This is a genomic window from Sphingobium sp. LSP13-1-1.1, from assembly GCF_040676415.1.
Classification (GTDB): Bacteria; Pseudomonadota; Alphaproteobacteria; order Sphingomonadales; family Sphingomonadaceae; genus Sphingobium.
This window is the reverse complement of sequence record NZ_JBEGHU010000056.1, coordinates 78,745-97,016: the sequence shown is the minus strand read 5'-3', so window position 1 is coordinate 97,016 and position 18,272 is coordinate 78,745. Positions and strand designations below refer to the sequence as shown.

General features: G+C 64.8%; 15 protein-coding genes. 7 read left to right on the top strand and 8 right to left on the bottom strand.

All coding sequences use genetic code 11. The annotated features are described in order from the left end of the window. Positions 1-2: 2 nt before the first annotated feature. The 3 genes from MRBLSP13_RS19380 to MRBLSP13_RS19370 all read left to right on the top strand — a co-directional run bounded on the left by MRBLSP13_RS19380 (position 3) and on the right by MRBLSP13_RS19370 (position 3,262). Positions 3-788, top strand: a complete 786-nt coding sequence (locus tag MRBLSP13_RS19380; RefSeq protein ID WP_363737894.1) for an EthD domain-containing protein — start codon at positions 3-5, stop codon at positions 786-788. Continuing rightward, positions 785-1,792 (top strand): aromatic ring-hydroxylating dioxygenase subunit alpha, encoded by a 1,008-nt coding sequence (locus MRBLSP13_RS19375; protein WP_363737892.1) that lies wholly within the window; start codon positions 785-787, stop codon positions 1,790-1,792. Before MRBLSP13_RS19380 ends, MRBLSP13_RS19375 begins: the two co-directional genes overlap by 4 nt. A gap of 270 nt (positions 1,793-2,062) precedes the next feature. After that, positions 2,063-3,262, top strand: coding sequence for a cytochrome P450 (locus tag MRBLSP13_RS19370; RefSeq protein WP_363737890.1), 1,200 nt, complete (start codon positions 2,063-2,065; stop codon positions 3,260-3,262). A 48-nt stretch (positions 3,263-3,310) separates the two neighbouring features. Here the strand turns inward: MRBLSP13_RS19370 and MRBLSP13_RS19365 are convergent, their stop codons facing one another. The 7 genes from MRBLSP13_RS19365 to MRBLSP13_RS19335 are packed head-to-tail and all read right to left on the bottom strand — an operon-like array spanning position 3,311 to position 10,588. Next, positions 3,311-4,327, bottom strand: a complete 1,017-nt coding sequence (locus MRBLSP13_RS19365) for an NADP-dependent oxidoreductase (RefSeq protein WP_363737888.1) — start codon at positions 4,325-4,327, stop codon at positions 3,311-3,313. After that, positions 4,324-6,393: a 3-hydroxyacyl-CoA dehydrogenase NAD-binding domain-containing protein gene (locus tag MRBLSP13_RS19360; RefSeq protein ID WP_363756157.1), complete on the bottom strand. Its 2,070-nt coding sequence runs from the start codon at positions 6,391-6,393 to the stop codon at positions 4,324-4,326. The genes MRBLSP13_RS19365 and MRBLSP13_RS19360 overlap by 4 nt, the downstream gene beginning before the upstream one ends. A gap of 1 nt (position 6,394) precedes the next feature. Then, positions 6,395-7,936: a class I adenylate-forming enzyme family protein gene (locus MRBLSP13_RS19355; protein WP_363756155.1), complete on the bottom strand. Its 1,542-nt coding sequence runs from the start codon at positions 7,934-7,936 to the stop codon at positions 6,395-6,397. Then, positions 7,914-8,708: an SDR family NAD(P)-dependent oxidoreductase gene (locus tag MRBLSP13_RS19350; RefSeq protein ID WP_363756153.1), complete on the bottom strand. Its 795-nt coding sequence runs from the start codon at positions 8,706-8,708 to the stop codon at positions 7,914-7,916. Before MRBLSP13_RS19350 ends, MRBLSP13_RS19355 begins: the two co-directional genes overlap by 23 nt. Then, positions 8,701-9,039, bottom strand: a complete 339-nt coding sequence (locus MRBLSP13_RS19345) for an EthD family reductase (RefSeq protein ID WP_363737880.1) — start codon at positions 9,037-9,039, stop codon at positions 8,701-8,703. The genes MRBLSP13_RS19350 and MRBLSP13_RS19345 overlap by 8 nt, the downstream gene beginning before the upstream one ends. A 3-nt stretch (positions 9,040-9,042) precedes the next feature. Then, positions 9,043-9,840 carry an enoyl-CoA hydratase/isomerase family protein gene (locus tag MRBLSP13_RS19340; RefSeq protein WP_133653209.1) on the bottom strand — a complete coding sequence of 266 codons (798 nt, stop codon included), beginning with the start codon at positions 9,838-9,840 and terminating at the stop codon, positions 9,043-9,045. Between the two features lie 40 nt (positions 9,841-9,880). Beyond that, positions 9,881-10,588: a carboxymuconolactone decarboxylase family protein gene (locus tag MRBLSP13_RS19335; RefSeq protein ID WP_363756152.1), complete on the bottom strand. Its 708-nt coding sequence runs from the start codon at positions 10,586-10,588 to the stop codon at positions 9,881-9,883. Between the two features lie 182 nt (positions 10,589-10,770). On the opposite strand from MRBLSP13_RS19335, the gene MRBLSP13_RS19330 reads away from it, so the two are divergent. From MRBLSP13_RS19330 to MRBLSP13_RS19315, 4 genes are all read left to right on the top strand, one after another. Next, the gene (locus MRBLSP13_RS19330) at positions 10,771-12,009 is read left to right on the top strand and encodes an acyl-CoA dehydrogenase family protein (RefSeq protein ID WP_363756150.1); all 1,239 of its coding nucleotides are present in this window, start codon (positions 10,771-10,773) and stop codon (positions 12,007-12,009) included. Then, positions 12,006-13,088 (top strand): phosphotransferase family protein, encoded by a 1,083-nt coding sequence (locus MRBLSP13_RS19325; RefSeq protein ID WP_363756148.1) that lies wholly within the window; start codon positions 12,006-12,008, stop codon positions 13,086-13,088. The genes MRBLSP13_RS19330 and MRBLSP13_RS19325 overlap by 4 nt, the downstream gene beginning before the upstream one ends. Before the next feature lie 66 nt (positions 13,089-13,154). After that, positions 13,155-16,043: a TonB-dependent receptor domain-containing protein gene (locus MRBLSP13_RS19320; protein ID WP_363756146.1), complete on the top strand. Its 2,889-nt coding sequence runs from the start codon at positions 13,155-13,157 to the stop codon at positions 16,041-16,043. A gap of 103 nt (positions 16,044-16,146) precedes the next feature. After that, positions 16,147-17,442 (top strand): spinster family MFS transporter, encoded by a 1,296-nt coding sequence (locus tag MRBLSP13_RS19315; protein WP_363756144.1) that lies wholly within the window; start codon positions 16,147-16,149, stop codon positions 17,440-17,442. Between the two features lie 77 nt (positions 17,443-17,519). Here MRBLSP13_RS19315 and MRBLSP13_RS19310 read toward each other — a convergent pair whose 3' ends face one another. Next, entirely contained in the window at positions 17,520-18,266 is a 747-nt protein-coding gene (locus MRBLSP13_RS19310) for an SDR family oxidoreductase (RefSeq protein WP_363756142.1), read from the bottom strand. Between the last annotated feature and the right edge of the window lie 6 nt (positions 18,267-18,272).

Below are 18,272 nucleotides of genomic sequence, written 5' to 3'. Positions count from 1 at the left end.
CGATGTTGAAAATGATCATTGGCGGCCGCCGCCGCGCCGGAATGACGCACCGCGATTATCTGAACTACGCCCAGCATGTCCATGGCGGGACGGTAGCGCATAATCCCGGTTTCATGCTGGGCTATATCCAGAATCACGTCGTCGACGCGGTATATGGCAGCCGTGGCGAAGGCTGGACGCCGGGACCCGATTTCGACTCTTTCAGCGAAATCAGCTTCCCGGATGGAGCCGCATTCGCGCGCTCCATCGCCGACCCCTATTATCGCGAGACTATCCAGCCCGACGAGTTGAACTTCGTCTGCCACAGCGCGGTCATCCTGCTTGCCACGCGGGTCGAGGAGGTGGCGGTGACCATGCCGGGCGACGCGCCGGTCAAGGTGATGCGCCTTCTGGCGAGCAACGGTGCGGCGTCCGCCGAGACATTCGATGCGGCCTGGTCGCAGGAAATGGCCCGAATGGCCGATCATCCGACCCTGGGCCCATCGATCCGCCGAATGACCCGCAGCATCAGCATAGCCGGCGAGCCGGACGCGAACCTGCCCGCCAATTTCGTCGCCAACGCGCCGCTCAGCCCCTATGCCGGCGTCGAAAGCCTCTGGTTCGACGGCGATGCAGGGTGGAGCGCCATCGAGGCCTATCGCGCCGTCATCGAAGAAGCTGGATCGCACCTTGCCGGCATGTTGGACCGCCGGAGGGAGGCGCTCTTCATGGTCGAGGAACGCACTATCGTCGCCGATCGCGGGACGACGGACGCAGTTGATACGCGCAGCGCAGTGGAGATGTCATGATGGTCGAATTTCTGGAAAATCGATGGTACCAGCTTGCCTGGGCCGAGGAACTCGCGGATGGCGCAGTACTCAGTCGTCAGGTCGTCGGCATACCCATGGTCGCCTTTCGCACCGAATCTGGCGACATCGCCGTGCTGGACAACCGCTGCCCCCACCGCTTCGCCCCCCTCAATGAAGGCAAGCGGGAGGGGGATACGATCGCCTGCCCCTATCATGGGCTGGTCTTCAATGCCGCAGGGCTTTGCGTTCACAATCCGCACGGCGCGGCGACCAGTTCACTCAGTGTGACCAGCTATCCCGTGCTGGAACGATATAAGGCGGTCTGGATCTGGGTAGGAAAGAACAGCCCGGATGAGAGCGTGCTGCCCGACCTGTCCTTCATTGACGCCACGCCCGAGACCGCGCAGCTGCGGCTATACACTCTGGTGGCGGCGAATTACGAACTGCTTTCGGACAACATCATGGACCTGAGCCATGCGGATTATCTTCATGCGAACAGTCTGGGCAGCGGGTTCAACACGCGCGCCAAATCGACCATGGAGGAATATCCAGATCATTTTTCGATAGCCTGGCGATCCGACAGCGACGAGCCGCCGCCGGTCTTCCACATGGAGTCCCCGGCAAAGCTGTGGACGGAGGTGGATTGGTATCCGCCGGCGCTGATGGTCCTGCGTGCAGGCGGCCATCCCGTGGGCAAGCCCGAACAGGGCATAGACAGCCTCAATCTTCACAACATGACGCCGGAAACGGAGACAACGACGCATTATTTCACCTGTAACGCGCGCAGCTTCCTGGTCGATGACGCCGATTTCACCGCCATGTTGCGCGATCAGCTCATCCATGCCTTCCAGTTTGAGGACAAGCCGATGATCGAGAAGATCCAGCGCCAGATGGGCACGCCGGACCTGTGGTCATTGGAACCGAAGATGCTGCCGATCGACAAGGGTGCGGTACAGGCGCGACGTCGGCTCGCCAAGCTGATCGAGGCTGCGAAACAGGGTTGAGGAACAGGTCCGGTCCGCTGTCCGCCGGAGATGTCCGGCGGCGGCGGATCAGAGATGCGATGAATCAGGCACGCGCCATTCCGCCCGGATCGAGATTGATAGACATGTCCTGGGCAGGAATAGTGATTCACAAGATGCCGCCGCGCAAATGGGAGAGAGGCTGGGACGTCCGCATGTAGGAGCGCGCCGCTCTCTGGCGCGGCACGCAATGCGGGGCTTCGACATGCCGGTAATCCTCTTCCGCGAGTCCGGACGGTTGGGAGAGAGAGCTTGCAGATACAGACGCTTCCCAAGAATGTGCCGGCTGAACTTGTGGTCGATGCCAACATCTATGCCCTGGAAGGCGGCGAGCGCGACCCCCAGATGGCGTGGAAGGCGCTGGACATAGCGGGCAACCCAGGCCTGGTCTGGACGCCTCACAATGGCGGCCACTGGATAGCGACCTCTGCACCGCTGATCTGGGAACTGTTCGCGGATGTAGACCGCCTCTCGGCGCGCAACCTGTCGGTTCCGCCAAGCGACAGCCCGCTCAAGATGATCCCCAACGAGTCGGACGATCCCGAACATCATCATTACCGCAAGATCGTGCTGCCATTCGTCAGCCCCAGGGCGGTAAAGCGCCTGACCGACGACGTACGCGGCCTCACGGCGGCATTGATCGACGGGTTCCAGCCGCGCGGACGCTGCGAGTTCATGACCGAATTCGCGCGTCATGTTCCCATGCGCATCTTCCTCTCTCTGGTCGATCTGCCCGATGAAGACCGCGAATGGCTGGTCGACGTGGCCGACAAGTCGGTGCGGCCGAAATCCACGCAGGAAAAGGAGGAAAGCCAGAGGTCGATGGCGGGCTATCTGCAGTCGTGGATCGACAAGCGGCGGGCCGATCCGGGCGAGGACCTGTTGAGCGCGATCATTCACGGCACCGTCGGCGACAGGCCGATGAACGAGCTTGAGGTGATGGGCGAGTGCATGGACGTCATGTTTGGCGGGCTCGACACCGTCGCGAGCATGATGGGATTCATCATGAAGTTCCTGGCGACCCATCCGGACCATTATCGCACCCTGGTGGAACAGCCCGAGAAGATCACCTTCGCGGTCGAGGAAATCCTGCGCCGCCATGGCGTCGCGACGGTGGCCCGCCGGGTGACAGCAGATATCGTGCATGAAGGCGTGACCGTGAAGGCCGGCGACATGATCGTGCTGCCGACCTGCCTCCATGGGCTGGACGAGAGCCGCTGGCCGGACGCGCTCAACGTGGATTTCGACCGCAAGCGCGAAACGCACTGCACCTTCGGCAACGGCATTCACAATTGTCCGGGCGCGGGGCTGGCGCGCAGCGAGCTGGCGATCATGCTGCACGAATGGACGAAGCGCATCCCCGAATTCACGCTCGATCCGGGGAGCCAACCCCTCGCCGCCACGGGTGCGGTGAACGGGATGGTCCGGCTTGACCTGGTCTGGCCCCGATAAGCTTCGTCCGTAAGGCGCGGTGGCTGCGCTCCTGCGCAGCGCGGAGGTTCAGGTCCGGACGATCAATGTTCCGGCATTGCGCCCGTTGAAAATGTCGACGAAGGCGTCGGGTATGCGATCGAACCCGTCGCGCACATCATGCCGACTGCGCAGGCGCCCTTCAGCCGCCCAGCGTCGGATCGACGCGATCGCGGACGCATAATCGTCGGCATGGTCGCCAACCACAAAGCCCTGCATCCGGATCCGTCCATAGACCAGCTTCATCATATCCCTGGGGCCGGCCGCCGGACTGTTCGAATCATAGGCGGCGAGCTGACCGCAAAGCACGATCCGGCCATGCGGCGCCATCCGGTCGACGGCAGCCTGCAACACCTCCCCACCCACATTGTCGAAGAAGATGTTTATGCCGTCGGGACTGGCATGCTTCAAAGCCGCCGGAAGGTCCGCCGAACGGTAGTCGATTGCGACTTCCGCCCCGACCTCCTGTGAGAGCCAGCGGCATTTGTCCGGGCCGCCCGCCACCGCAATGACCCGGCAGCCCGCGATTCGGGCCATCTGGCACACCATCGCCCCGACCGATCCGGCGGCGCCGGATACCAGCACGGTCATGCCGGGCCTTGGTTCCCCCACCGCGAAGAGGCCGAAATAGGCGGTCAGGCTGTTGGGCGAGTAAAGCGTCATCGCGTCGACCGGATCCATCCAGCTCTCGATCGGCGTGACAGGGACAACCGCCTCATCCGGGCGCAGGACGGCATAATCCTGCCAAGGCGCCACGGCCGTGGCCCACTGTCCGGGTTCAAAGCGTGCATGACGAGAGGCAAGCACTTCGACCGCCGCCATGCCCCGTATCGGATCGCCGATGCCGATCGCGCCGCGATAGCTGCGTTCGGGCGGGTTCAGCCAGTTGCGGATCGTCGGCGCGCAGGAAATGATCCGGGTGCGGACGAGAATGTCGCCCTCCTGCAACGCGGGCGTATCGAACGCCTCCTCCCGATAGGCGAAGTCGCTGGACCGCACCGGGCCTTCGGGCCTGTGCGCAAGCACCCAGGAACGGTTGAGGGTCACGACCTGTCGCCGAACCGCCGCCCTCCCTCCGCCAGATGCACGAGCAGCGATGCAGGGCGGAAGGTTTCACCATGCACCGCTTCCAGCCGGCGCATGTCCGCGACGATCCGGTCCAGTCCGACCTGATCGGCCCAGAAGAGCGGCCCGCCGCGATAGACCGGCCAGTTATAGCCAAGCACGGCGGCTATATCGATGTCGGATGCGCGCAACGCGATGCCTTCTTCCAGGATCTTCGCGCCCTCGTTGACGACCGGATAGAGCAGCCGCGCGAGCAGCGCCTCATCGCCCGCCGTGGGGCCGTAAGCGATGCCCTGGGCCGCGGCGACCTCCTTCACCAGGCTGGCTGTCACGTCCGAAGGACGCGACCGCCGCTTCTCATCATAATCATAATAGCCAGCGCCCCGTTTCTGGCCCAGCCGGCCGGCGGCGACCAGGTCGCCCATTACGGTCCGTTCCGTCGCGTTCCGGCCGATGACGTCCAGCCCGACCAGATCCATCATCTGGAAATGCCCCATGGCAAAGCCATAATCGACAAGCACGCGGTCGATCTCCGCGATCGGCGTGCCTTCCAGCATCATCGCTTCGGCCTGCGCACCACGCGGCGCCAGCAGCCGGTTGGCGATGAAGCCGTCGCACACGCCGCTGAGCACCGCGACCTTGCCGATCCGCTTGGCGAGCCGCATCGCCGTGGCGACCACCGGCTTCGACGTTTCCGCCCCTCGCACCACCTCCAGCAGGCGCATGACATTGGCGGGCGAGAAGAAGTGGAGACCAACGACCCATTCGGGCCGGCTGGTCGCCGCCGCGATGCGATTGAGGTCGAGGAATGAGGTGTTGGACGCCAGGATCGCCCCCTGTTTCGCAATCCGGTCGAGCCGGGCGAAAATGTCCGTCTTGACGTCCATGCTTTCGTAGACGGCCTCGATGACGAGATCCGCGTCGGCAAGCGCAGCCAGGTCGAGGCTGGGTGAGATAAGGCCCATGCGCTGCTCCACCTGCGCCGCCGTCATCCGCCCCTTGGCAGCCGTCGCCTCATAGTTGCGGCGGATGGTGGCGATGCCGCGATCCAGCGCTTCCTGGCTGGTTTCCACCAGCGTGACGGGAATGCCGGCATTCAGGAAGTTCATCGTGATGCCGCCGCCCATCGTGCCCGCGCCGATGACGCCCGCCGATCGGATGTCGATCGCGGATGTATCGGGACCGATGTCGGGAATGCGGGCCGCCCCCCGCTCCGCAAAGAAGACATGGCGCTGGGCGGCGGACTCAGGACTGGCGACCAGTCGTTCGAACAAGGCGGTTTCCTTTGCCAGCCCCTCCTCGAAGGGAAGAGTCACTGCCGCCTCGACGGCCTCGATGATGGCGGCGGGCGCGACAAATCCCTTGAACCGACGGGCGTTTGCGGTGGCGAAGGCGGTGAAAAGCTCCGGGCGATCCCGATCGCCCTGGAGGGCGTCGGCGCGATCGCGTACCCGCGGCTTCGCACCGCCATCGGCCACGATGCGGCGCGCGAAGGCCAGCGCCTCCTCCCGCAAGGCCGCATCATCGACCACCGCATCGACCAGCCCCAGCGAAAGGGCTTCGGTAGCCTTGATCTGCCGCCCGGACGTAATGATTTCGAGCGCTGCCTCCGCACCGACGATCCGGGGCACCCGCTGGGTGCCGCCCGCACCGGGAAGCAGGCCCAGATGCACCTCCGGCAGGCCGACCTTCGCGCTCTGCGCCACCACCCGATAGTGGCAGGCAAGCGCCAGTTCGAACCCGCCGCCCAGCGCCGTTCCGTGAATGGCAGCGATGACGGGCTTGGGCGCATCGTCCAGCATGGCGCACAGGTCGGGCAGGGATGGCGGCTGCCAGGGATGGCCGAACTCGGTGATGTCCGCCCCGGCAATGAAGGTCCGTCCGGCGCAGAGCAACAGGATGGCGCCCACCTCTCCGTCATCGAACGCCTTTTCAAGTTCGGCCTGCAATCCCCGCCGGAGGGACGCGGAGAGCGCGTTCACCGGCGGGTTGTCGAGCGTGATGATGGCGACGCCGTCGGCGACGGCGCTGGTTGCGGTCTGCTTCATGTCATGCGTCCTGTCTGGTGGAAGCAGCCGCGCGCCTGCGGGCGACCTCCTCCACGGCGATGGCGGCCATCGCCTTCTTGTCGAGCTTGCCGGTGGCGGTGACGGCCATCGCATCGACCAGCACCAGATGTTCGGGCCATTTCTTGCGGGACAGGCCCTGCTGAGAGAGATGGTCGAGTAACATGGACAGGTCGATGCTCCCGTCGTCCGTTCGCAGCCGGCAGACGGCGCAGGCCTGCTCCCCAAGCTTGCGTTCGGGCACGGCAACCACCGCCACCTCCGCGATGGCGGGATGGCGCAGCAGGGCCGCCTCCACCTCGGCAGGGTCGATGTTGAAGCCACCGCGAATGATCTGGTCCTTGATGCGGCCGACCACGCGGACGAAGCCGACCTCATCGCGAACGATCTCGTCGCCGGTCAGGTAGAAGCCATCGGGCGTCATGCGTTCCTGCCCCGCCCCCATGCCCTGCGCATAGCCGAGGAAGAGCGAGGGACCACGCACGCCCGCCTGCCCCCGGCTGCCGCGTGGCAGGGCGCGCAGCTCGGCATCGAACGCCTCTTCCTGCGTGCCGGGAAAGGGGATGCCGTCGAAAAGCTGGCGGCGCTCCAGCGAATGGGCCGGGTGGGTGGACGCATGGCCCATGCATTCGGACATGCCGAACATCCGCAGCGCCTTGAGGCCGAGCAGCCGGTCGGCGTCCTCGATCAGTTCGGGCGTCATCGCGCTGCCGCCCACCGCCATGGCGCGAAGCGGAAGGCGACCGGACCATTCGCCGAGCCGGGCCGCCTCCACCATCGTGAAAAGATGCGTCGGAACCGCGATCGCCCAGCCGCACCCATAATGTTCCGCCCGCCGCAGCGCTTCGGCGGGCACCCATGGGTCGACCAGCACAAGCGGATGCCCCAATGACAGCGCGAAATGCGCCGTGAAGGTGAAGCCGGGCGCGCTGTCGAGCGGGACGATGCCCAGGATCGCGTCATCCGGTTCCAGTCCGGCGATGGCCGCGCAGGCACGGGTCGCATAATTCAGGGCTTCCGGGCCATGCATCACCCCCTTGGGCACGCCGGTGCTGCCGGAGGTGAAGCCGATGAGCACGGCGTTCCGATCGCGCGGGTCGGTCGACCGTTCGCCGGCCGCAGCGGTCACTTCGGGCAAGGTGCTGCCGGTGCCGCTCACCTTGGCGGCATGGCCGAGCAGGGATTCGAGCAGGGCAAGATCGCCCGCTCCTAGCTTTGGCGACACGGGACAGAAGGTCGCCTGCAACGAAGATATGGCAAGCGCCGTGGCGATCGTCGCGGCGTTTTTGTGCGCGGTGACGAGGACGCGGTCACCCGGCCCGACCCCTGCCGCCTTCAGCAAGGCCGCGATCTCGATCGCCTGCCCTCTCAACGCCCCGCGGCTCCACAGGCGGTCGCCGCAATCCGCAAGGGCAAGGGCATCCGGTGCGGCGTCGGCAAGACGGAGGAATTGCGGCCAGAGCCGCTCGGCATCCCATTCGAACGCCGGATGGCTTTGCTCTTCACGCAAGGGATTGGCCTCCATCTACCAGGAAGGTCTGACCCGTGATGAAACTGCCCGCTTCGGACGCCAGCAGGGCCAGCGTGCCGGCCACTTCGTCAGGGCGGCCGAAGCGGCGCATCAATATGCCCGCCCGCGTCTTTTCCTGGATGGCGGGGTCGAGCGTCTCTGTCATGCCCGTTTCGATCGAGCCGGGCGCGATGGCGTTGACGCGGATGTTGTGCCTCGCCCATTGGGCGGCGAGATCGCTGGTCAGGTGAACGATCGCCGCCTTGCTGGTTGTATAGGGAACGACCTGCCCTTCGTCCGGCTGATAGGACAGGAATGCGCCAACCGACGCGATGTTGACGATCGCGCCGCCGCCCGCCGCGATCATGTGACGCGCGGCGTGCCGGCAGGCGAGGAAGGTGCCGGTCACATTGACGTCCATCACCTTCTGCCAGCCCTTGAGCGGGATATCCTCTGGCAGGCCCCACCAGGACGCGCCCGCATTGTTGATGAGGATGTCGAGGCCACCCAGCCGATCGACAGTCGTCGCGATCGCCGCCTCGACCGACGCCTCGTCGGCGATGTTGCAGGAAAGGCCGACAGCCGGGACCCGGAACCGTTCAGCCATGCCGGCCGCCAGGTCGGCGCAGTCGGCCTCCGTGCGGGACGCGAGGGCGACCGCGCAGCCAAGGTCGGCCAGTGTCGCGGCCATGGCTTCGGCCAGGGCACCGCGTCCGCCGGTGATGAGCGCGCGCTTGCCGTCGAGACGGAACTGAGCAGCGGTGAAACCAGGGTTCCAGTCAGCCATGATCTTCTCCGGCAAGCAGGTCGACCTCATCGGTGATGAGGATGATGCGCCGACCGCCCATACCCTTCGTCTGGGCGGTCGCCGACGTCCATTCGGGCGAAGCGAAGGCGGTGTCGAGCGCCGCCTGATCAGCGAAAGTCAGCACGGCGTGACCGTCCCAGCCCGGTGCATCCGGATTGTCATAATCCTTCGTCACCGCGCCGTGCCGATAGGCCATAAGGCCGGGCAGGACCCTGGCGGCGTCGGCATGGGGGCCGCGCCACCAGGTGGTGAACTGCTCGTGCGTCCAGTCCTGCGGCCGGCTGGCCAGGACGACCATGCTGACCGCCATGGCTTACTTGCCCGTCCAGACCGGCTGGCGCTTCTCGAGGAACGCCGCGACGCCCTCCTTCGCATCGGCGGAATGGTGGACGACGTTGCAGGTCATCGTTTCCAGCGTGATGAGCGAGTTGGTGTCGGCATCCATGCCGCGATTGACCGCCATCTTGGTCATCCACATGCAGAAGGGGCTCTTGTCGATCAGCGGCGCGCAGAAATCCTGGATCAGCTGTTCAAGCTGTTCACTGGGCGCCGACGCGTTGCACAGGCCCCATTCGACGCATTCCTTGCCCGACAGAAGCTTGCCGGTCAGCATCAGCTCCTTCGACTTGCGCATGCCGATATAGCGCGGCAGGCGATAGATCGGGCCGGCGCCGCCGAACAAGGCACGACGGATGTGGAAGTCGCCGATCTTGGCGTCGTCGGCGGCAATGCCGAAGTCGCAGGAGATGAAGAGTTCGAACCCGCCGGCGACGGCATAGCCCTCGACGCAGGCGATGGTCGGCTTCTTCATGTTGTAGATCTTGTCATAGGTGCGCGCCGAATCGATCGCGAGCTGAAGCGAGGTGCTGGTTTCGTGCAGCACCGGCCCGACGAGCTGCCCGAGGTCCGCGCCGGCGCAGAAGGTATTGCCGCGACCGCGGAACACGACCGCCAGGACCGAATCGTCCTCGGCCGCCTTGTCCACCGCGACCTCCAGGTCGCGCAGAAGCTGGGGGCTGACGCAATTCTTCACATGGGGGCGATTGAGCCAGATTGTGCAGATACCATTGTCAGCCACTTCATATTGGATGACGTCCTTTTCCGGTTCCATGTAAGTCTCTCCTTGGCAAAGATGTGAAAAATCGGTCGTTTCAGCGGACGATGCCGCCGTCTTCGGGTGGGGCAAGCATCCCGCCCACCGCCATCCAGGCGGCGATCCCCGCCGATGGGACGGCGCAGAGCACCGCTTCGGCAATTTCCTCGTCGCTCGCGCCGGCATTGCGCGCACCGCGCACATGGGTTGCCGCCATGGGGCTGTATCCGGCCGCGAGTATGGTGAGCAGAAGCAGCTCGCCATATTTGGCGGAAAGCGGGTTCGCATCGATGCTGCCCCGCCGCATGAGATAATAGGCGTCCGCCGCTTCGGGCGCGAGGCGCATCAGCGCGCCGAGCGGCGCCGGGATGCTCCCCGCCCAATAGGCGCGGAAATTGGCCTCCGCTTCTCCCTCCGCCGCCGTCGGCAGCGGTTGCGGGTCCGGCGCCTGGGTGTCGCCAAAACTCTCTTCAATGATCTGCGCGAAATCGAGCGCCGCAGCCTCGCCACGGAGGCTGGACAGCACGATGAGGCCGGCAGTGGCCTCCTTCGAGGTCAGGCCGAGCGACGCGCCGCGCTCCAGTTCCCGGCGCGCAAGCGACAAATGGCGGCGATCGACGGCAGCCACCGCCGCGAACAGCGCTTTCAAACGAGCGGGCACCGCGCCGTCCGACTCGATCACCGACCGGAAAATGTCGTAGCCGGCAAGCGTGTACGGCGCATGGCCCTGCAGCAGGGCAACATCCATGAGTGGGCTATTCGTCATCGCTTGCTCTCCTGCCGTTCAGATGATCGACCGACTGGTCGGGCGTCAATAAAAAATTTCTCTCCTGACCAGTTTGACAGCCGACCGACCGGTCGACTATTTAACGCTCGACCGATCGGTCGGGCGAGTCTTATAGCAAGAGCGGGCCGGCTCGAATCCGGCGGCATAAGTGGAGCGGATGCGTGGATTTCGAACAGTCGGCAAAATCCAGGGAGTGGATGGAGCGCGTGCGCGCTTTCATGGAGGAGCACATCGTTCCTGCCGTTCCCGTCTATCACCGGCAGTCCGCCACGATCGACCGCTGGACCGAAATCCCGCCGGTGTTCGACGAACTCAAGGACAAGGCGCGGGAGGCGGGGCTGTGGAACATCTTCATGCCGCCATCTGAGCATGATGATGAATTTTTCACCAGCGTCGGCCTTACCAACGTCGAATATGCCCCCATCGCCGAATTGATGGGCCGCATCTCCTTCGCCTCCGAGGTGTTCAACTGCATGGCACCGGACACCGGCAATTTCGAGGTGCTGCATCGGTACGGCACGGCCGAGCAGAAGCAGCGTTTCATGGTGCCGTTGCGCGATGGGAAGACCCGGTCCGCATTCCTGATGACCGAACCGGCCGTCGCCTCCTCCGATGCGCGCAACATCACGACGGACATTCGCCGCGACGGCGGTGACTATGTCATCAACGGCCGAAAATGGTGGTCGTCGGGCGCTGGCCATCCGCGTTGCGACTTCTTCATCGTCATGGGCAAGACCGACCCGGATGCCGCGCCCTACCGGCAGCAATCGATGATCCTGGTGCCGCGCGACACGCCGGGCGTGACGCTCGTCCGCCACCTCCCCGTCTTCGGTTATGATCATGCGCCGCACGGGCATTTCGAGGTGGCGCTGGAGGATGTCCGCGTGCCGGCGGAGAATATGCTGCTCGGCGAAGGCTGCGGCTTCGAGATCGCGCAGGGGCGCCTTGGTCCCGGCCGCATCCACCACACGATGCGCAACATCGCGACCATGGAAGTCGCGCTGGAGAAGATGTGCCGCCGCCTCCTGTCGCGACGGGCCTTCGGCAAGGCGATTGCCGAACATTCCGTCTGGGAAGAACGGATCGCCCGCGCCCGTTGCGAGATCGAGATGGCGCGCCTGCTCTGCCTGAAGGCGGCGCATATGATGGACACGGTCGGCAACAAGGCCGCCCGCGCCGAGATCGCCATGATCAAGATCGCCGCCCCCAAAATGGCGCAGCAGATCGTCGATGACGCCATCCAGGCGCATGGCGGCGGCGGGGTCAGCGACGATTTCGGCCTGGCCGAACTTTGGGCGAACACCCGCATCGTGCGGCTGACGGATGGGCCGGACGAAGTCCACGAACGCCAGCTCGCCCGGATGGAACTCGCCAAATATGCCGAGGGCGCAGCATCATGAGCGCCACGCAGCCTGCCGCGACGATCGGCGCGACGATCGATGTCGCCGCCAACAGTGCGTTCGACGAAACCCGCCTTGCCGCTTATCTGGCGGGCCGGATCGCCGATTTTTCCGGACCCATGCGCGTCCAGCGGTTCGAGGGCGGACAATCCAACCCGACCTATCTTCTGTCGACGCAGGACCACCGCTATGTCCTGCGGCGCAAGCCCGCGGGGATTTTGCTGAAGTCCGCCCATGCGGTGGACCGCGAATATCGCATTACCAAGGCGCTGCACGAAGCCGGCCTGCCCGTTGCCGAGCCGCTGCTGCTGTGCGAGGACGAGGATGTTATCGGCAGCATCTTCTATGTGATGCGCTATGTTCCGGGGCGCAGTTTCTGGGACCCGCTCATGCCCGGCCTCGACCGGGCGGAGCGCGCCGCGATCTATGATAGCGCCAATGAAACGCTTGCCCGCCTGCATCTGGTCGATTTCGCGGCGTTAGGGCTCGCCGACTATGGCAAGCCGGGCAATTATTTCGCGCGGCAGATTTCCCGCTGGTCCCGGCAATATGAAGCCTCGCGCACACGCGACATCCAGGAGATGGACCGGCTTGTCGCCTGGTTGCCGGATGCGATTCCCGACACCGAAGAGCGCACCACGATCATCCATGGCGACTATTCCTTCCACAACCTGCTGGTCCATCCGACGGAGCCGCGCGTCTGCGCCGTCATAGACTGGGAATTGTCGACCCTGGGCGATCCGCTGGGCGATCTCACCTATCATATGATGGAGTGGTTCAGGCCGGAGGGCGTGGACGTTCGCGGAACCTTGCAGGGCGCCGATCTTGCCCGGCTGGGGATACCCACGGCTGAAGACTATGCCCGGCGCTATTGTGAGCGAACCGGCCTTCGCTGCGATCCGACGCACCCCTTCTACCGCGCCTTCAACCTGTTCCGCGTCGCTGCCATCCTGCAAGGCATTGCGGGGCGGGCACGGGACGGCGTGCAGACCGCAACAAATGCCGGCGACATCGTCACACGAATCGAGCCGCTCGCCAAGGCCGCCTGGCTGGCGGCGCAGGAGGCGGGCGCACGCTGACCTTCTCACTGCATGAAACGAGATTTCGGGGCGAAATACATAACAGCCCTAATCAGAGGGAGAGAGATGATGACAAGATTCAAATTTGGCCGATTGGCGCTCCTTTCGGGATGCGCGATTGCCGGGATCATCGTGCCGGCCCATGCGCAAACCGCAGCGACGGCGGCTACCGAGCCGCAGCCGGTGGAGGATGCCGGCGCGTCGTCCGCGCGAGACATCATCGTCACCGGAACGCGCGTCGTACGCGACGGCTATAACCAGCCGACGCCGGTGACCGTCGCGCCGACCACGGAGCTGGAGAAGGCGACCCCCACCAACCTCGCCGATGCGATCAACAAGCTGCCGCAATTCGCCAACTCGGTCAGCCCGCAGTCCAACAGCCAGTTGCAGGGCAACAGCGGCGAGCATGGCAATCTGCTCAACCTGCGCGGCGTCGGTCCGACGCGGGCACTGATCCTGCTCGACGGCATCCGCGTGCCGCCTACGACTTTCCGTGGCGCGGTGGACGTCAACACCATCCCGCAACTGCTGATCCAGCGTGTCGACGTTGTGACCGGCGGCGCTTCGGCCGTCTACGGCTCCGACGCGGTCAGCGGCGCGGTCAACTTCGTCCTCGACAAGAAGTTCGAGGGCGTGAAAGGCGTCGCGCAGCGCGGTGTGTCGACGCGCGGCGACCTGGGCAACTACCGGATCGGCATTGCGGGTGGCCTCAGCTTTGCGGGCGATCGCGGTCATGTCCTCGCCTCGATCGAACGCTTCCAAAGCGATGGGATCAAGCGCAGCGCGCGCATCTACGGCGACGATGCCTATGCGGCCGTGGGTTCGGTCCCCGGATCGACCGCCGCGCCGGGTCGCCAGGCAAACCCGTTCATCTTCCTGCCGAACCTGCGTTTTACGACGAACGACTATAATAACGGCATCATCCTGACGAGCACCGTGCCCTCGCTCACCAACACTATCTTCCTGCCCGGCGGCGCGGTGCGGCCCATTCAGCGCGGGACGGCCACCGGCACGCCGGGCACCAATGTGGGCGGCGACGGCCTCTATATCCCAGGCTTCAACCAGTTGATCGCGCCGCTGACGACCACCCAGGGCTTCGGCCGACTGTCGTACGACCTTAGCGACGCGCTGACGGCGCACGTCCAGGGCAGCTACTCGCGCAGCGTCACCCGCTACGATACGCAGGCCCAGTCGGTGCTCGGCTTCCGGTTCTTCAGTGGCAACGCCTTCCTGAACCCCGCGGTCCAGGCGCAGATGGGCCCGAACGACAGCTTCACCGTCTTTCGCTTCATCGGCGAACAGGGTCCCATCCCGACGCGCGAGGCGACCAATGCCTATCTGATCAACGGCGGGCTCGAGTGGAACCTGGGGGGCTGGAACATCACCGCCGACTATACCCATGGCAGGTCCGTCACCAAATTCGCCCAGACGCAGATCGAGATTCCCAAGCTTGCGGCAGCCCTGGACGCGGTTCGCGACCCCAATGGTTCGATCGTCTGCCGCGTCACGCTGACCAACCCCGGCCTTTATCCTGGATGCGTCCCGCTCAATGTCTTCGGCGCGGGAACGCCCTCCACAGCCGATCTGCAAACCGTCCTAGGCGTATCCCGCTACCGCGCCATGAACACGACCGACGATTTCGTCCTGTCTGCGCGGGGAGACCTTTTCGAGCTTCCGGCAGGGCCCGTCACGGTCGCCATAGGCGGGCAATATCGCAAGCAGAAGCTGGACCTGACGTCCAATTCCGATCCCGCGGTGCCCGTCGACTTCACCGGGCTGCGGGGCATCCCGGCCAATCGCATGACCCGTTTCAACAACACCAATGTCGGCTCCGCCTTCGGCAAGGTGAATGTGAAGGAAGTGTTTGCCGAAGCGCAGGTTCCGATATTCAAGAACCAGCCCTTCGCCGAGGAACTGAGCCTCAACGGCGCCTTCCGCCTCACCGACTACAGCACCAGCGGAAGCGTCAAGACCTGGAAGGTGGGCGCCGTCTACAAGCCGATCCAGGACATCATGTTCCGAGTCACGCGGTCCCGCGATATTCGGGCACCTTCGCTGTTCGAACTGTTCGCCGGCGTCCAGACCGCGCCTGTGAACTTCAACGATCCCCACACGGGCACGCCAGGTTCGATCCGTCAGTTCAGTGGCGGCAACCCCGACCTTGATCCCGAAACCGGCGACACCTTTGCCGCGGGCGTGGTCCTCAGTCCGAGTTTCCTGCCCGGCTTTGACCTTTCGGTCGATTATTACGATCTCAAGATCAAGGGCGCCATCGCCACGCAGGGGCTGAACGATGTCGTCAACGAGTGTGAAACGTCGAACGGCACGTCGCCGACATGCGCCCTCATCGAAAGGCCGCTGCCGTTCAGCGATCGCTCGCCCGCCAACTATCCGATTTCGGTGAGCCTCATCACGCAGAATATCAGCTTCCTGCGTACCAGCGGCCTCGACATCACCATGTCATACCGCACCAGGCTCGGCGATGGCGAACTCGCGCTGCGCGCCTCCGGCAATTATCTGGACCGCTACAAGACGCAGACAAACTCGATCGCGCCGGTGATCGATTATGCCGGGCATGGCGTCAACAGCCAGACGGCCTATGCCTATCCCAAGTTCAGGGGCACGCTCAGCGCCAATTACTCCCATGGCGGCCTCACCCTGTTCGTGCAGGAATCGATGATCGGCAAGGTGACCATCGGCAACCTGAAAAACGATCCGACGTCCTTTTATGCTGTCCCGGCGATCAAGCCGGTCTTCTATACCGACGCCACGGCATCCTATAAATTCGACGTCCGCGGGGAGCCGGAGCTGTTCGTGACCGCCACGAACCTGCTGGATCGCAAGCCGCCTTTGGTTGCCGCGGCAGCCGCGCCGGGACTTCTCTACCCCACGCTGTTCACGCTCTACAATGTCGCGGGGCGCACGCTTACGGCGGGGGTCCGTTTCAAGTTCTGATGGATTGCCGCATGGACTGCCCGCAAGGGACGTTCGACAGTCCAGGGAGGCTCGCCCAAGGCGGGCCTCCCTTCAATCCAGGCGCCTTTCAAGAGGTAATCGCATGACCAGCCAGCCCATCGGACTTACCGCCCCGCCGACGACCTCCGCGGCCGGGTTGCGCCGCATGATGCTGGTCATGCTGGGCCTGGTGTCGATGTTCAACTATATCGATCGCACCGTCCTGTCGGTGCTTCAGGAGCCGATCAAGCGTGAACTGGGGTTGAGCGACGGGCAGCTCGGACTGCTCACCGGCCTTGCCTTCGCACTGTTCTACGCAACGCTGTCGCTTCCGATCGCGCGGCTGGCGGACCGCTTCAATCGCCGCAACATCATCGCCGCGTCGCTCGCCACCTGGAGCGGCATGACGGCTCTCTCGGGACTGGCGACCGGCTTTGGCTCCCTGGTCGCGTTCCGCATCGGCGTCGCGTTGGGAGAAGCGGGTTCCGTGCCGGCTTCCCATTCCATCATCGCCGACTATTACCCGCCCGAAAAGCGGGTCACGGCGCTTGCTTTATGGGGGCTGGCGCTCCCGGCGGGGATCATGCTGGGCTATGCATCGGGCGGCTGGATCGCTTCCGCGCTGGGGTGGCGCCTTGCCTTTGGGGTGATAGGCGTCGCAGGGCTGGCGCTGGCGCCACTCGTCCTGCTGCTCGTGCGGGAACCTGCGCGTGCGGGATCGAGCGGTTCGACCCGAACAGAACAAGCGCCGCCCCTCGGCGAGGCCATGCGCTTCCTGTGGCGGTTGCGGACCTATCGCTACATGCTGATCGGCACGACGCTTCATGCCTTCGCCCAATATGCGATGATGAGCTGGTCCGCGCCCTTCTACATGCGCGTCCATCACATGCCGCTCGCGGACGTCGCCTCCTGGCTGGCGCTGATGAACGGGCTGGGCGGCGGCATCGGGATCTACCTGGGTGGCCGCCTGTCGGACGCAGCGGGATCGCGCCACCCGGCGGGTCGCGTCTGGGTGAGCGCCGTTGCGATGCTGCTGATGGTGCCGGCGGCACTGATCCAGTTCCTGACCCCCTCGCTGACGGCATCGCTGGCGTTCGGCTTCGTCGCGACCATGCTGATGTTCTTCTATTACGGCCCGATCATAGGCGTCCCGCAGTCGATCGTCCCGCCCCGCATCCGGGCCTTGACCTCTGCCGTGACCCTGCTCGTCTTCAACCTGTTCGGTCTGGGCCTGGGCCCGGCCGTGACCGGGTTCCTCAGCGATCGGCTGGCAGGCGCCGGGATGCACGACACATCGCTGCGTTTCGCGCTTTCGGCCGTGGTGCTGTTCTCGCTCGCCGGCGCGGGCAGTATCGGATGGGCATCACGCTTCTATGCGTCCGATCTCAAGAAACATTGATGACCCCGTTCGCACCGCTGGCTGATGATGCGCTTTACCGGCCCGCCTGGCTCAGCAGGCTGCGGAACAGCCCGGCATCAGGCCACTGTCCGGCCATTGTCGATCACGATCTCCGCCCCGTTCAAGCGGATCGATTCGTCCGACACCAGGAACAGGACCAGATCGGCAACATGTTCCGGCTGTCCTTCATATTTGCGGGCGGCGTCGCGCAATTCGGGCGCGGCAAAATGATAGGCCTCACGGACCATATGCGTATCATGCGAACCGGGCAGGACGACATTGGCGCGAACGGGGTGGCCCTGCTGCTGGCAATGAACGATCAGGCTGCGCGTCATGGAGAGCACGGCACCCTTGGCCGCGCTATAGGCGAACACCGCCGGATTGCCGCGGATCGCAGCCACGGACGCGATGTTGACGATCGATCCTGCGCCGCTGGCCGCCAGTGCCGGCAGGCAGGTCTTGCATCCCAGGAACGTCCCTTCGGCGGAAACCGACATTACGCGGCGGAACGCCTCCAGCGACGACTGCTCGACCGTTTCAAAGGCGGCGATGCCCGCATTGTTGACCAGCGCGTCGAGGCGGCCATGGGTGCGCATGATCTTCGCCAGGACGGCCTGCCATTGCGCTTCGCAGGTCACGTCCAGGCCCAAGGCCATTGCGGCCGGAAGCGTCTCTGCGACCCGCTGCGCTTCCGCCTCGTCAATGTCGGCGACGACTACCCGCGCGCCCTCGCGCGCCAATGCTTCGGCATCGGCCTTGCCCAGTCCGTGCGCGGCGCCGGTCACGAGGACGACCTTGTCTTCGACCCTGCCCTTCCTGGTCATCGCCGA